At 61.9% G+C, this 13,173-nt stretch carries 15 protein-coding genes; 2 read left to right on the top strand and 13 right to left on the bottom strand.

Annotated features, from left to right (window positions below; genetic code table 11):
- Positions 1–172 precede the first annotated feature (172 nt).
- Entirely contained in the window at positions 173–556 is a 384-nt protein-coding gene (locus AB4O16_RS18475; protein WP_460155499.1) for a type II toxin-antitoxin system PemK/MazF family toxin, read from the bottom strand.
- A 98-nt stretch (positions 557–654) separates the two neighbouring features.
- Positions 655–909, bottom strand: a complete 255-nt coding sequence (locus AB4O16_RS18470; RefSeq protein WP_460155498.1) for a DUF6124 family protein — start codon at positions 907–909, stop codon at positions 655–657.
- A 559-nt stretch (positions 910–1,468) separates the two neighbouring features.
- Here AB4O16_RS18470 and AB4O16_RS18465 point away from each other — a divergent pair.
- Entirely contained in the window at positions 1,469–1,906 is a 438-nt protein-coding gene (locus AB4O16_RS18465; protein WP_460155497.1) for an excinuclease, read from the top strand.
- 142 nt (positions 1,907–2,048) lie between these two features.
- On the opposite strand, the gene AB4O16_RS18460 is transcribed toward AB4O16_RS18465, so the two are convergent.
- Entirely contained in the window at positions 2,049–2,951 is a 903-nt protein-coding gene (locus AB4O16_RS18460) for a LysR family transcriptional regulator (RefSeq protein ID WP_015093147.1), read from the bottom strand.
- A 119-nt stretch (positions 2,952–3,070) separates the two neighbouring features.
- Between AB4O16_RS18460 and AB4O16_RS18455 the strand changes: the two genes are divergently transcribed.
- Positions 3,071–4,351, top strand: coding sequence for an MFS transporter (locus AB4O16_RS18455; RefSeq protein ID WP_460155496.1), 1,281 nt, complete (start codon positions 3,071–3,073; stop codon positions 4,349–4,351).
- Here AB4O16_RS18455 and gspM read toward each other — a convergent pair.
- The 10 genes from gspM to gspD are packed head-to-tail and all read right to left on the bottom strand — an operon-like array spanning position 4,344 to position 13,172.
- The gene (gene gspM, locus AB4O16_RS18450; protein WP_460155495.1) at positions 4,344–4,775 is read right to left on the bottom strand and encodes a type II secretion system protein GspM; all 432 of its coding nucleotides are present in this window, start codon (positions 4,773–4,775) and stop codon (positions 4,344–4,346) included. The two genes, AB4O16_RS18455 and gspM, sit on opposite strands and share 8 nt — an antisense overlap.
- Complete coding sequence (gene gspL, locus AB4O16_RS18445) at positions 4,772–5,878, bottom strand: type II secretion system protein GspL (RefSeq protein WP_460155494.1); 1,107 nt, start codon at positions 5,876–5,878, stop codon at positions 4,772–4,774. The genes gspM and gspL overlap by 4 nt, the downstream gene beginning before the upstream one ends.
- Complete coding sequence (locus AB4O16_RS18440; protein WP_460155493.1) at positions 5,875–6,726, bottom strand: type II secretion system protein GspK; 852 nt, start codon at positions 6,724–6,726, stop codon at positions 5,875–5,877. Before AB4O16_RS18440 ends, gspL begins: the two co-directional genes overlap by 4 nt.
- Positions 6,723–7,265: a type II secretion system protein GspJ gene (locus AB4O16_RS18435; RefSeq protein WP_460155492.1), complete on the bottom strand. Its 543-nt coding sequence runs from the start codon at positions 7,263–7,265 to the stop codon at positions 6,723–6,725. The genes AB4O16_RS18440 and AB4O16_RS18435 overlap by 4 nt, the downstream gene beginning before the upstream one ends.
- Positions 7,258–7,641, bottom strand: a complete 384-nt coding sequence (gene gspI / locus AB4O16_RS18430) for a type II secretion system minor pseudopilin GspI (RefSeq protein ID WP_160390616.1) — start codon at positions 7,639–7,641, stop codon at positions 7,258–7,260. The genes AB4O16_RS18435 and gspI overlap by 8 nt, the downstream gene beginning before the upstream one ends.
- The gene (gene gspH, locus AB4O16_RS18425; protein WP_460155491.1) at positions 7,634–8,101 is read right to left on the bottom strand and encodes a type II secretion system minor pseudopilin GspH; all 468 of its coding nucleotides are present in this window, start codon (positions 8,099–8,101) and stop codon (positions 7,634–7,636) included. The genes gspI and gspH overlap by 8 nt, the downstream gene beginning before the upstream one ends.
- Before the next feature lie 3 nt (positions 8,102–8,104).
- A complete protein-coding gene (gspG, locus tag AB4O16_RS18420; protein ID WP_160390618.1) occupies positions 8,105–8,560 on the bottom strand; it encodes a type II secretion system major pseudopilin GspG in 456 nt (151 codons plus the stop codon).
- A gap of 3 nt (positions 8,561–8,563) precedes the next feature.
- Positions 8,564–9,772, bottom strand: a complete 1,209-nt coding sequence (gene gspF / locus AB4O16_RS18415; RefSeq protein WP_460155490.1) for a type II secretion system inner membrane protein GspF — start codon at positions 9,770–9,772, stop codon at positions 8,564–8,566.
- A gap of 3 nt (positions 9,773–9,775) precedes the next feature.
- A complete protein-coding gene (gene gspE / locus AB4O16_RS18410) occupies positions 9,776–11,248 on the bottom strand; it encodes a type II secretion system ATPase GspE (RefSeq protein WP_460155489.1) in 1,473 nt (490 codons plus the stop codon).
- 4 nt (positions 11,249–11,252) lie between these two features.
- Positions 11,253–13,172, bottom strand: coding sequence for a type II secretion system secretin GspD (gene gspD / locus AB4O16_RS18405; protein ID WP_460155488.1), 1,920 nt, complete (start codon positions 13,170–13,172; stop codon positions 11,253–11,255).
- Position 13,173 lies beyond the last annotated feature (1 nt).

Raw genomic sequence — 13,173 nt, 5'->3', positions numbered from 1 at the left:
TCACAGACAGGTCGGCTTGTCATCGCCCTTCACCTGCCTGGCTCTGTGATTGCTGGTTGCCCAGAATCCTCAGAGTCTCACAAGCCCCTTACGGGAACGCCGTCAGTATTGTCCGAAATCATCCTGCGAACAACAGCTGGCAACTGGCCTGCCTTAATCAAACTTGCTGCGATTACAGGCCCAAGGCCTTGCGCACCGCGACTTTGATCGAAAAAAACTCGTCTGTTTCAAGTTGTAAAATGACGTAAGTGCGCTTCCCTCGACGATCTCGGCTCTTGATCCGGTCGAGCCTGGAAAGACTGACAGTGGCAACCATATCGCATTTAGCCCAACACGTCGGACTTGCTCCCTGCAGATGATTCGGCAGCTCCAGATGATGTTCAAGCATATGATCTGGAGCGGTTGTACTAAGTGGCACAACCGTCACCAACAAATTGTTGGTTCTGTGTTTGCGAATCACTACAACAGGTCTGATCTTGATCATCTCGGGAACTTCATACCCCCTGAAATCACAAATCAGTACGCTGCCTTCCTTGGGTTGATATAGAAGTGGCATCCATGGCACTCAACTAAAGAAATCGATTCTGCTCAATAATCGGGTAAATCGCGAAACCGGATCCGTTACGCGAAGTGTCCCAACGCTCCCAGGGAGATTCAGGGTGGATCGAGGTTATCCAACACCCGATTCACCGCCAGCTCCCCCAGCATGATCGACTGCTGAATCCCCAGCAGGGTGTTGCTCTGCGACCCGTTCAGACTCCTCGCCAAATCGCTCGCCATGACATTGGCTGATGCCAGCGACACACAGGCGTATTCCAGCAGTGTGTGGTTATCGATATCCGGGGCGATCAAGAAGATATTGCTGGGTTCGCGTGGAGCGTCCGGCGATTGTTTTGCTTTTTTGGTCATGATTCAGTGCCCGGAAAAGTGGAGCCGACACCGTGTCGCTACGAATCAAAAGGGTGGCAGCTGTACGCAGGTTAGTAGACCGGGCAAAGCGAAAACCGGCGCGCCCGAAGGCGCCCTGCGCACAGCTACCGTCAAGGGCAGGTATGGGCATACCTGCCTATCAGGAGCGCATGTGCGCTTCGATTTGCTACGGGCTACTAAACCCGATCACTGACAATCAGTGACACGAATCAAGTTAGCGATAGCCCTCAAAGCGCACAAGCCGGCGGATTCTGGAGTAGTTGAAGGCAACGTCGCAAGGCGCTGTAGCCTTTGCGAAGGATTTCGGAATTGTCCTACAGCAGGTAGTTATGCCTTCCGAAGGGGACGATACATCCTCGTGCCAGACAGCTGTTTTTATAGTGTTTTTGCAAACGCTTTCGCGAGGGCGCTTGCTCCCTCGCCACAGGGGAATTGGCCGTCACGCAGCACACCCTTTCGCCGACTACACTCGCCAATGCACTCCTTCGCTTAAACGGTATCTCCCACATCCAAGCTCTTTCACGTCAAGGACCTGACCATGCAAGTGAAAGCCGTGATTGCCGCTGTTCTGTTTTGCCTGCTGCCCAGTGTCAGCCAGGCCACCAACCTGATGTACATGCCCTTCGAAACCGTCCTGTCCAACGCCCTGCGTGCCGGGCGGCTGGATGGCAGCGTGAAGTTCTATCTGGCTGGTATCGGCCCGAGCACGAATCTTCAGATGTTGCGCACGAACGTTGTCAGCGACTGGCCCACCAACGTCTCCAACAAGAGTGATTTCGATGCCTGTGAGTGGGCAGTGCAATCGACGTTGATTGAGTTGCAGGAAGAGGCAAAGCGGGTGGGAGCGAATGCGGTGACCAATATCGTCAGTTACTACGATCAGCATGTGCGCAAGGACCTGAACACCTATGAGTGCCGGGCCGGGGTATTTGTGGCGCGGGTGGCGTTGCGGGGGGATTTGGTGCGGGTGCCGTAGGTATCCCCGGAGTTGGTTGGTGTTTTGACGAGCGCTTTCGCGGGCAAGCCCGCTCCCACAGGGTTTTGCAAGATAGCCAATATTGTGTTCACACCGCAGATCCTTGTGGGAGCGGGCTTGCCCGCGATTGACGGCGCACCCGTCACGGCTTCAATGGCTCAACCTTCCTCGTCAGCAGTTCAACAAACGCCTTGGCCATCGCCGACTTCTGATCCTTGCGCTGCACCAGCCACACCGCCGACACCGCTGCCGGATCCAGCAACGGCCGATAGACCACACCATCAATTCGCATCCGCTGATAAGACGCCGGCAGCACCGAAACGCCGAGCCCCGCCGCTACCAGCCCGATGATGGTCATCGCCTCGCCGGCCTCCTGGGCGAAGTGTGGGCTGAAGCCGGAGTCCCGGGCCAGGCTGAGCAGTTGCGCATACAGGCCGCTGCCGTAGCTGCGCGGAAAAAACACAAAGGGCTCAAGGGCCAGTGCTGACAGGAACAAGCCTTCCTCACTGCCCTCGACCAACGGGTGCTTGGAGCTGAGCACCGCGACCAGCGGTTCGCGCATCAACTCGACCACGCTGAGGCAGTCCGGCAATCCGAGCGGGCGCATGATGCCGACCTCGATCGACTCGTCCACCAGCGCATCGGCCACCTGGGTACTGCTCATTTCCCGCAGGTTCAGGTGCACCGCCGGGAAGCGCTGGCGGAAAGAGAAAATCGCCTGGGGAATGGTCGAGTTGAACGGTGCCGACGAGGTGAAGCCGATTTTCAGCTCGCCCAACTCACCCAGTTGCGCCCGTCGCGCGACATCCGCCGCTTTATCGACCTGCGCCAGCACCAGCCGCGCCTCTTCGAGGAACAGCCGACCGGCTTCGCTCAGCTCGACCCGACGATTGGTACGCTCGAACAGGCGGGCGCCGACTTCCTGTTCCAGCGCCTGGATTTGCTGGCTCAGCGGCGGTTGGGAGATGCCCAGCACCTGTGCGGCGCGGCCGAAGTGCAGTTCTTCGGCGACGGCGATGAAGTAGCGCAGATGTCGCAATTCCATGGAAACCCCATTAGGTCGTAAAAGCTATCAAACAGGTCGAACAATATATTGGATTGAATCATTAGCCAGCTATATGATTTTTTCATTGCCTGACCGGCTGCGTCCTCCGAGGTCCCCCCGTGAAAACTGCTGTCGCCCCACTCGCCCATGAAGTTCCTCCCGCAGCGCCGGACGCTATCGCCGCTGAGCTGGCGGAAATCTACATCGAAAAAGGCACCCCGGCGTTCATACGCACGGTGCTGGCGTTGTTCTGCGGCGGCTTCGCGACTTTCGCCCTGCTCTACTGCGTGCAGCCGATGATGCCGCTGCTGTCCCACGAGTATTCCATCAACGCGGCGCAGAGCAGCCTGATCCTGTCTATCGCCACCGGCATGCTTGCCATCGGCCTACTGATCACCGGCCCGATTTCCGACCGTATCGGACGTAAACCGGTGATGGTGGCAGCACTGTTCGCCGCTGCGCTGTGCACCATGGCCAGTGCGATGATGCCGAGCTGGCACGGTGTGCTGCTGATGCGTGCGCTGATCGGATTGTCGTTGAGCGGTCTGGCGGCGGTTGCGATGACTTACCTGAGCGAAGAGATCCACCCACAACACATCGGCCTGGCCATGGGTCTGTACATCGGTGGCAACGCGATTGGCGGGATGAGCGGACGCTTGATCACCGGGGTATTGATCGACTTCGTCAGCTGGCACACGGCAATGCTGGTGATCGGTGGCCTGGCCCTGATTGCCGCGGCGGTGTTCTGGAAAATCCTCCCTGAGTCACGCAACTTCCGCGCCCGCTCGCTGCACCCGCGCAGCCTGCTCGACGGTTTCACCATGCACTTTCGCGACGCCGGCCTGCCGCTGCTGTTCCTCGAAGCCTTTGTGCTGATGGGCGCGTTCGTCACGCTGTTCAACTACATCGGTTATCGCCTGCTGGCCGAGCCGTACCACATGGAACAGGCGTTCGTCGGGCTGCTGTCGGTGGTGTACCTGTCGGGCATCTACAGTTCGGCGAAAATCGGCGCCATGGCCGACAAACTCGGTCGGCGCAAAATGCTCTGGAGCACAATTGCACTGATGATCGGTGGTCTCGCCTTGACGATGTTCACGCCATTGCCGCTGGTGATCATCGGCATGCTGATCTTTACCTTCGGCTTCTTTGGTGCCCATTCGGTGGCCAGCAGCTGGATCGGTCGCCGCGCCACCAAGGCCAAGGGACAGGCGTCGTCGCTGTACCTGTTCGCCTACTACGCCGGAGGGAGCATCGCCGGCACAGCGGGCGGCGTGTTCTGGCACCTGGGCGGCTGGAACGGCATAGGCTTGTTCATCGGCGCGTTGCTGGTAGTGGCGCTGCTGACGGCGTTGAAACTGGCGAAGTTGCCGTTGCTGCCTCAGCACACCTCGGCTACCTGAGCACCCACCGCGCCTCCAGGGCCTCGTCACGTTTTTCCAGGGTCAGGCTTTGCAGCGCGACGCCACCGCGCTCCATCGCGTCAAGCCACTGCAGCAACGGCTGCGCGTTGCCACTGAGGGTCACGCGCAGCAGATCGCTGTCGCTCTCCATCTGGCGGATTTCCAGCCCCGCTGTAGCGGCGCTTTCGCTGATGCGCAGCGACAGCGGTTGATCGGCGTCGACGGGGACATGGCTGCGCGGTAACGCCCGCTGCAGTTGCGCGGCCAACCCCGCCTGCAGTTGATACTGTCGCTCGACCGTTTCCAGGCGCTGCCGGGTCGGTTGCCAGATCAGGCTGAACGCCACGACCGCCAACAAAAAAGCCCCCGACACCTGCAACAGCCGCTGTTCGCGCACGGAAATGCGTCGCCATATCTGGATCATGCTTCGGCCTCCACGGTGAAGGTAGCGGTCACCCGGTCAGCGGCTTTGCTCGCGCTGTCGAGCCGGATGGGCATGCCTTGTTGTCGTCCGCGCTCACGCAATTGCTCCAGCTCGGCAAAGCCGCTGGCGGTCAGCTGGATTTTCCAGCCCTCACCTGCCCGAAACTCAATGCGCTGGACCTCGACCGGGCTGGCGCCGATCACCTGTTCAATCAACTGGACCAACCCCGCAATGCGGGTCTTTTGCGATTCGGCAGGCTGGTTTTGCAGGGCCTTGAGTTGCCCTGCCATATCGACGATGCGGCTTTGCTCCGGGTATAGCGCCTTGAATCGCTGCTCATTCTGGGTGGCGAGGCGTCGGGCTTCACTGTCGAGGAAGCGAATTCGCGTCTCGCTGGCCCCCCAGGTCATCAGCGCCAGCATCAACATCACCCACCCGCCGGCACGCCAGGGCAGACGCTTGCCGCGCGGTGCGAATGCACCTTGCAGCAGGTTGATGGCCCGGGCAGGACGGTGGGTCAGGCATTGGTCGAGGGCAGCGGGGTCCTCATGGTCGTCCAGCCTTTGCAGGTGCGCGGGCAGTAACGGGGCGAGCAGCGCCAGGTGCTCTTGCGACAACGCCAGGCGCGCCGACAGTTCGCCGCCCAACAACCAACGACCGAACCACCATGCAGCGTATGGCTGATCACCACCCAGCACATCGGCATCGACGAACACCCCACGCACCTCAATGCCCGCCTCGCGCAGCAGATCAAGCACGCTGGCCAAGCGATCCCGGCCGATGACCATGACCGGGTAGCAGCCGTCGCGATCACGCGCGCCAACCCCCAGATGCACAACTTCCAGCGCTTCACTCAGTTGATCTTCCACGGCGAAAGCAACGGCCTGGGCCTCGGGTTTACGCCGCCCCGGCCATGGTTCGCTGCGTAGCCAACTGCACATTTCCATGGGCAGCAGTACATCGACCGACTTTCCCTGCAATGCCGAAGCCGTCTGATTCAGCGGCATCGGCTGGCGTTGGCCGGTTTGCGACCACAGCACGCAAGGCCAGAGTGCGGATGGCGCATCCTGGCCCTCGGCGGTCAGGTAAAGCCAAGTGTTCATCGCGGTCTCTCGTGGCTACTCATGGGAAAAAAACGTCGTTGCAGCACCGTCAGCTGTTGAGTCTTCGGATCGTGCCCGACATCCGTGGCCAGGTGCAGTTCGCGACCGCCCCGGTTCACCTGCACGCGGATCCGGTACCAGCGGCTATGGGTGCCAAGTCCGTGACTGCTCAAGCCCTGCCCGGAGAGTAACGGGTCCTGGGTAAACGCCTGGACGCTCGCCCAAGGCGTTGTTGCGGCCTGAAGCGCCAGCGCATCGGCGGTCGCGGCATCCACCTCGCCGAGCGTTCTCAGCACCAGCGCTGGTGCGCTGTTGATGTTCAAGGCGACGTCGGTGGGCAACAGCGCCACCCAAGGCTCCAGCCGCTGCAGCAGGCGAGCGTCGATGCCGGGCAGCAAACGCAGCTGGCTGAGTTCGCGCAACGGCCCGACCTGGCTGAGTTGCACGGGAGGCAGATCAAGCAGCTCGAGCAGGCGCGCCCATCGGTTGAGGGTGACCTGGTCCACCTGCCCCTGGCGTAACAAAGCATTGAGATTGAAGCGTCCGGCGAGGTCATCGATATCGATAAGGATCTGCGCATCTTCGACCTCGAAGTCAGGCGCCATGTCCGTCCAGCCCTGAACCCGTTCGACGGGTTTTTTCGCGTCCTGCAACGCATCGCGCAACAGCATCAACGCCCAGGTTTCCCCGCCCGATGCGAGTTGCCGCAGGTGTATCTGCTGCAACTGTTGCCCGCTGCTTTGCAGCGACAGGTGATGGCTGCGCAACAAGCCACCGGTGATCAACAGCGCCAGGCTCAGGACCAGCAATACACTGATCAAGGCAATGCCGCGTTCGTGCCCGTTCATGGCAGTGCACCCGGCATCGACAACACCCGACGAATCGATTCGAAGCGCCCGACCGAGACTTGCACCTCCAGCGCCAAGGGCGGCTTCGCGTCCTGCCCGGTCGCCCAATGAGCGACCCAGCCAAACTGGCTGTCGAACAAGCGCCAGCTCAACGCGCGCACACCTGCCAGCAGTTTTTGCCGCTGCACGAGTTCTGAGCCTTCGCCCTGGCTTTCGCGCCACAGCACATCGCCGTCGAGTCGGTAGGTCAACGTCTGGCGCTCACTGCGCGGTTGATCCAGAGGGTTGCGCCAGTGACTGCGCTGGAACTGCAGAAGCGGCGGTGCGAGCACCATCGGCTGCGCAGTGACATGCAGCAGGTCGCGCTCGATCACCGCCACCGCTCGTTGCAGGCTCCTGAGTTCTCGCTCGTGGGCCGTCACGCCCTGTTGCACCCGCACCACGCTATCGAACAAACCCCAACTGGCCAGCCCGAGCACGGCGAAGATCGCCAGGGCGATGACCAGTTCCAGCAGGGTGAATCCGCGCTGCTTACTCATGGGCGACAGGTATCCAGCCACTGCCACGATACAAGGGGTGCGTACTGTCCGAAGGGCTGACCTGTATGTCGACTTGGAGCAAGCGAGGGTCAGCGGTGGCGCTGATGTGTTGATGCAGCACCCAGTCACGCTGGTCCATCGATACGAGCTGTTGTTGCTGCCCGACCACCAACCCGGCTTGCAGGCGCAACTCGTTCAAGCGGTTGTCCGCCAGCCAGGCCGCGAACAGGCGCGCCTCAACGGCGCCGCGCTGCTTCACCACGTATTGACTGGCCGAGAGCACGGCGGCCGCCAGTGTCGCAAAGACCGCCAGGGCCACCATGATTTCCAATAGCGTGAAACCGCCCATGGCGGATCGCGATCGCGAGCTAGTCATCGATCGCCACTTCACTGAGGCCGTCTCCGGACAGGCTCAGCCAGTTGCGGTTGCCGGACTCAAGGATCAGGGTGAATACACTGGTTTCATCGTTGCTGAACATCAGCAGCTGCGGCGGTCCTCCGTCAGCGTCCAGCTCTACCCAATAGCCCTCCAGTTGCAAACGTAATCGCACGCTCAGGGGCCAGTCAGTCAGCGCTCCCACCGGCTCCCAGCCGCGAACACCCAGGCGCATCACCCGGTGACCATCGGTACTCAACCGCAAGCCATACTCCTGGCCCTCGAACACCGCTCGCTCACGCAATTGATGAATCACCTGCACCATCGCCTCGGCTTCCTGCCTGACCTGGCGCGCCGGACTGCCCCCACCGGCATAGCTCACCATGCCCAGCAAAACACCGACCATGACAATCACGATCATCAATTCCAGCAGGGTAAATCCCCGGCAACGGCAGCCCACGATTCAATTACCCCAATTGCCGATTTCGGCTGCAAACCCTTCACCGCCTGCCACGCCATCGGCACCCAGGGAATACAGGTCGTAAGTACCATTGGCCGATCGCACACCCGGGTTGAGGTATTGATATGGTGTGTTCCAAGGGTCGACCGGCATGCTCTTGAGGTAACCCTGAGGGTTCCAGCCACGCGCCGCGGGCAATCCGGAGGGACGTTTGACCAGCGCTTCAAGGCCCTGCTGGGTCGAAGGGTAATGGGCGTTGTCGAGGCGATACATTTCCAGGGCGGTGGCGATGGCCTGGATATCGATCCTGGCGGCGGTGACCTTGGCCTGGTCGGGGCGGCTCATGAACTGCGGCACCACAATGGCCCCAAGCACGCCGATGATGACCACCACCACCATGATTTCGATCAGGGTAAAACCGCGTTGCGCGCGGGGAAGGTTTTTACGGACAGGTTGCATGGGTCAATTCACCAATTGGTTGAGGCTGAGAATCGGGAGCAGGATGGCCATGACGATCAGCAGCACGACGCCGCCCATCAGCACCAGCATGGCCGGCTCGAACAGGCTCACCACCAGCGCAATGCGCGCGGCGAGGCTGCTTTCCTGTTGTTCGGCGGCCCGGGCCAGCATGCGGTCGAGTTCGCCCGCACGTTCGCCGCTGGCGATCATGTGCAGCATCATCGGCGGGATGTCACCGCTCAGTTCCAGACCGCGGGTCAGCGTTCCACCCTCGCGTACGGAACAGGCGACCTCGACCATCCGTGCGCGGATGGTCAGGTTGCCAATGACCGCAGCGGAAATTTCCAGTGCATCCACCAAAGGCACGGCACTTTTGCCGAGGATCGCCAGGGTGCTGGCAAACCGCGCGGCTTCCATGGCGCGCAGCACTTCACCGATGACGGGCGCATTCAGCACCCATCGATGCCAGCGCAGGCGCCACTGCGGTTGCTGCCAGCTCCAGCGCCACAGGCCGGACAGCGTTGCCAGCACGCCCAGCAACAACAGGAAATGGTTGCGCAGGCCATTGCTCACGCCGATCAGTGCCTGGGTCAGCCAGGGCAATGGCTGGCCGCTGTCGACGAAGATCTTCACCACATCCGGCACCACGTAGCCGAGCAGAAAACCGACGATCGCCACGCTGGCCAACATCAGGATCAACGGGTACACCAGGGCCATCTGGATCTTTTGCCGCGAGGCCTGGCGGGCTTGTGTGTAGGCCGCCAACTGCTCCAGCACATGGCCCAAATGCCCGGAGCGTTCGCCGGCGGCCACGGTGGCGCGAAACAGTTCGGGGAAGGCCTTGGGGAATTTCCCCAATGCCGAGGCCAGGGCATGGCCTTCCATCACCCGGCTCCTGACCGCCGAGAGCAGGCCTGCGACCTTGCGTTTTGCGCTCTGTTTCGCCACCGCTTCGAGTGCTTCTTCCAGTGGTAGCCCGGCCTGAACCAGCGTTGACAGTTGCAACGTCAACAACGCCAGATCAGCCGCACTCAGGCGTCCACCGCTAGACTGTTTGCCGGCGCCGCTGCCGGCCCGAACCTCGATCAACACACGCGGCCACACGCCGCGCTCACGCAACAGCTGTCGCGCATGACGAGGGCCATCGGCCTCCAGGCGTCCCTTGCAGGGTCGGCCCAGGGCATCCAGGGCGCGGTAGTCGAACGTTGGCATCCGTCAGCTCTCCTGGGTCACACGCAGCAGCTCGTCGAGGCTGGTCAAGCCTTCCAGCACCCGCTGGCGCCCGTCCTGGAACAAGCTGCGCGAGTACTTGCGCGTTTCATCGATGAGGGCATGCTCACTGGCACCCTGGTGGATCAGCGCCGAGACGGCGGGCGTCACGCTGATCAGTTCGTAAATGCCGATGCGCCCTCGGTAGCCGTGCTGACACTGTGCGCAGCCCGCGGCTTTGAACAGGGTGTGCGGCGTGGCCGTGTCGAGTCCCAGGCGCTGGCAGGCCGCCGCATCGGCGAGGTACGCAACCTTGCAATGGGGACACAAGGTGCGCAGCAGGCGCTGAGCCAGAATGCCCACCAGCGAGGAGGCCAACAGGTAGGCATCGACGCCCATGTCGACCAGTCGCGTGACGGCGCCCACCGCACTGTTGGTGTGCAAGGTCGACAGCACCAGATGCCCGGTCAAGGACGCTTGCACAGCGATCTCGGCGGTTTCGCGGTCGCGGATTTCGCCGACCATCACCACGTCCGGGTCCTGACGCAAAATCGCCCGCAGGCCGCGGGCAAAGGTCATGTCGACTTTCGGGTTGACCGGCATCTGGCCGACGCCGGGCAGGTGATACTCGATCGGGTCTTCGACCGTGAGAATGTTGCGGGTCTGGTCATTCAGGCTGCTCAACGCGGCGTACAGGCTGGTGGTCTTGCCGGAGCCGGTCGGCCCGGTGACCAGCAGGATGCCGTGGGGTTTGCCCAACAACTGACGCAGGGTCGCGAGGGTATCGTCCGGCATGCCCAACCGCTGCAGGTCCAGGCGCCCGGCCTGTTTGTCGAGCAGGCGCAGCACCACCCGCTCACCGTGAGCCGAAGGCAGCGTCGAGACCCGCACATCGACTTCATGCCCGGCCAGACGCAAGGCCATTCGCCCGTCCTGAGGCACGCGTTTTTCCGCGATGTCCAGGCGCGCCATGACCTTGATCCGCGACACCAGCAGCGTCGCCAGTTCGCGTTTGGGCCTGAGCATTTCACGCAGCTGGCCATCGACCCGCATGCGCACCGACAGGTACTGTTCGAAGGTTTCCAGATGCACGTCCGAGGCGTGCTCGCGCACCGCTTCGCCGAGCAGCGCGTTGATCAGGCGAATGATCGGCGCATCGCCCTGCTGCTCCAACAAGTCGGCGGTTTGCGGCACCTGATCGACCAGGCTGAGCAAGTCCAGCTCTTCGTCCAGCCCCTGGGCTACCTGCTCCACTGCGCTCTGTCCCTCGCGATAGGCTGCCGCCAGGCGTGAGGCGTACTCAGCGGCGTCGACGATGACAAACGGCAGGGTCGGCCCGCACACCCGGCGCGCTTCTGACAATGCACTGAGCGGTGCATCGCTGCGCAGGGCAAGCCGCAGGTCGTCGCCGTCACGCTCCAGCAACACACCAAAGCGCCGGGCGAAGCCGAAGGGCAATTGCTCGCAGCGTTCACTCATGGCCTTACTGCGCCTTGCCGCGCAAGTCGAACACCGGTGCATCCGTGGCCGGCTCGAACAACCCGCGCGCCTCGGATGGCAGCAACAGCGAGTTGTTTTCCCCCGCCCCTGATTTGCTCAAGTCACGCAGTGCGTTGTAACGCTGCTGGCTGACCTGGGACAGGTCCTCCTTGCTGCGCACGATGGTCGGGCGCAGGAACACCATCAGGTTGCTTTTGGTCTGGGTGTCGCGGGTCCAGCGGAACAACGCGCCCAGATAAGGAATGTCGCGCAGCAGCGGCACGCCGCTTTTCTGGGTGCGCACGCTGTCGCGGATCAGGCCGCCGATCACGATGATTTCGCCATCGTCGGCGAGGATGGTGCTTTTGAGCGCTCGCTTATTGGTGATCAGGTCCGAGGAGTCGATGCCCGACACCGAAGGCGCGATGTCCGACACTTCCTGCTCGACCTCCAGGCGCAAGGTCGAGCCTTCGTTGATGTAAGGCTTGATCTTCAGGCTGATGCCGACGTCCTTGCGCTCGACGGTGGTGAAGGGATTGTCCGCTCCATTGCTGTTGGTGGCGTAGGAACCGGTCTTGAACGGCACGTTCTGGCCGACGATGATTTCCGCTTCCTGATTGTCCAGGGTCAACAGGCTCGGCGTGGACAACAGGTTGCTGTGGGTATTGCTGGCCAGGGCCGAAATCAGCGCACCGAAACGGTCGCTGCCCAGTTGCAGGATCACCCCTTCCGGCGCCGATCGTTTCTCGTCGAACTTCAGCCCGCCGACAATCGGAATGTCGGTGCCGGGAAAATTGATGAAGCCCTTTGCATCGCCCGTGCGGAGGTTCCACTGCACACCGACGGCTTCGGCGATATCACCGGAAATTTCGACGATGGCGGCATGGATCAACACCTGGGCCCGCGGCTGGTCCAGTTGGCGCACGATGCTTTCAATGGTCCGCAGCTGTGCCGGCTCGGCAATCACCACCAGCGCGTTCTGGCTTTCGTCGGCCTTGATCATGAAGGCTGCAGTGCCGGACATGTCCCGTGTGCCGCCGACGGCGGGCGCCGGTTTTCTGCCCTGTCCCATCGACTCCAGAATCTCGGCCAGTTGCTTGGCATCGCTGTGCCGCAGGCGAATCACCCGCGCATTGTCGAGGGTCGTGGTGGCCGGCGTATCGAGGCCACGGGCCAGTTCGATCAGGCGCTGGCGAACGGCAGGCGGGCCAATGAAAATCAGGCGATTGGTCCTGGCGTCAGCCAGCACCTGTATTGCCGACTCGGCACTGCGCTTGCCCATGGAGGCCTCGATCACCGGCGCGACATCGCCGGCCTGGGCATGCTTGAGCTGAACCACCGCGTGCAGGTTGTTCTGACCGGAGTCCAGCTCGCGGATCACCCGGGCAATACGCTTCACATTGGCAGCCGTATCGGTCAGCACCAACGCGTTGGCCGACACCGAAGGGCCGACATAACCATTGGCAGACACCAACGGTCGCACCAGCCCGGCAATATCGGAGGCGCTGCTGGTATTCAGGCCTATGACTTCGGTCACGAACTGCGACGCCGTGGTGGTTTTTACCGTGCCCTGGCCGGCCCGTGTCCTGGCCTCGGCGACCGGAGCGATGAGAATCCGGTCGCCTTCATCGATCACCGTGAAGTTGTGGGCGTCGAGCACCGAATAGAACAGCCGGCGTACCCCTTCACGATCGAGGGCCTGCCGGGACATGACCGTGACACGCCCGGAGACTTTTGGGTCCAGCACTACCGTGGTCCCGAGAATGTTGGAGATCTCTTCGACGATGTCGCGCAGCTCCGCGTTGTTCATCGCCAGTTGCCATTTTTCTTCGGCGCCTTGCAACGTGCCCGGAAAGGCTGCGGCCGCCAAGACGGCAAGCAGAAGCATGGCGCGCAAACACTGCGCACCGGCGAAGCTGTTCATG

It is taken from the genome of Pseudomonas sp. S2_H10, from assembly GCF_054668285.1.
Note: the sequence above shows the minus strand (reverse complement) of the source record. Positions and strands in the feature narration are given on the sequence as shown.

Excerpts from the sequence above, each read along its gene's own strand:
- AB4O16_RS18440 (WP_460155493.1), bottom strand. The coding sequence starts at position 6,726 with ATGAACGGGCACGAACGCGGCATTGCCTTGATCAGTGTATTGCTGGTC.
- AB4O16_RS18460 (WP_015093147.1), bottom strand. The coding sequence starts at position 2,951 with ATGGAATTGCGACATCTGCGCTACTTCATCGCCGTCGCCGAAGAACTG.
- AB4O16_RS18475 (WP_460155499.1), bottom strand. The coding sequence starts at position 556 with ATGCCACTTCTATATCAACCCAAGGAAGGCAGCGTACTGATTTGTGAT.
- gspL (WP_460155494.1), bottom strand. The coding sequence starts at position 5,878 with ATGAACACTTGGCTTTACCTGACCGCCGAGGGCCAGGATGCGCCATCC.
- AB4O16_RS18470 (WP_460155498.1), bottom strand. The coding sequence starts at position 909 with ATGACCAAAAAAGCAAAACAATCGCCGGACGCTCCACGCGAACCCAGC.
- gspF (WP_460155490.1), bottom strand. The coding sequence starts at position 9,772 with ATGCCAACGTTCGACTACCGCGCCCTGGATGCCCTGGGCCGACCCTGC.
- gspG (WP_160390618.1), bottom strand. The coding sequence starts at position 8,560 with ATGCAACCTGTCCGTAAAAACCTTCCCCGCGCGCAACGCGGTTTTACC.
- gspD (WP_460155488.1), bottom strand. The coding sequence starts at position 13,172 with ATGAACAGCTTCGCCGGTGCGCAGTGTTTGCGCGCCATGCTTCTGCTT.
- AB4O16_RS18465 (WP_460155497.1), top strand. The coding sequence starts at position 1,469 with ATGCAAGTGAAAGCCGTGATTGCCGCTGTTCTGTTTTGCCTGCTGCCC.
- gspI (WP_160390616.1), bottom strand. The coding sequence starts at position 7,641 with ATGACTAGCTCGCGATCGCGATCCGCCATGGGCGGTTTCACGCTATTG.
- gspE (WP_460155489.1), bottom strand. The coding sequence starts at position 11,248 with ATGAGTGAACGCTGCGAGCAATTGCCCTTCGGCTTCGCCCGGCGCTTT.
- gspM (WP_460155495.1), bottom strand. The coding sequence starts at position 4,775 with ATGATCCAGATATGGCGACGCATTTCCGTGCGCGAACAGCGGCTGTTG.
- AB4O16_RS18435 (WP_460155492.1), bottom strand. The coding sequence starts at position 7,265 with ATGAGTAAGCAGCGCGGATTCACCCTGCTGGAACTGGTCATCGCCCTG.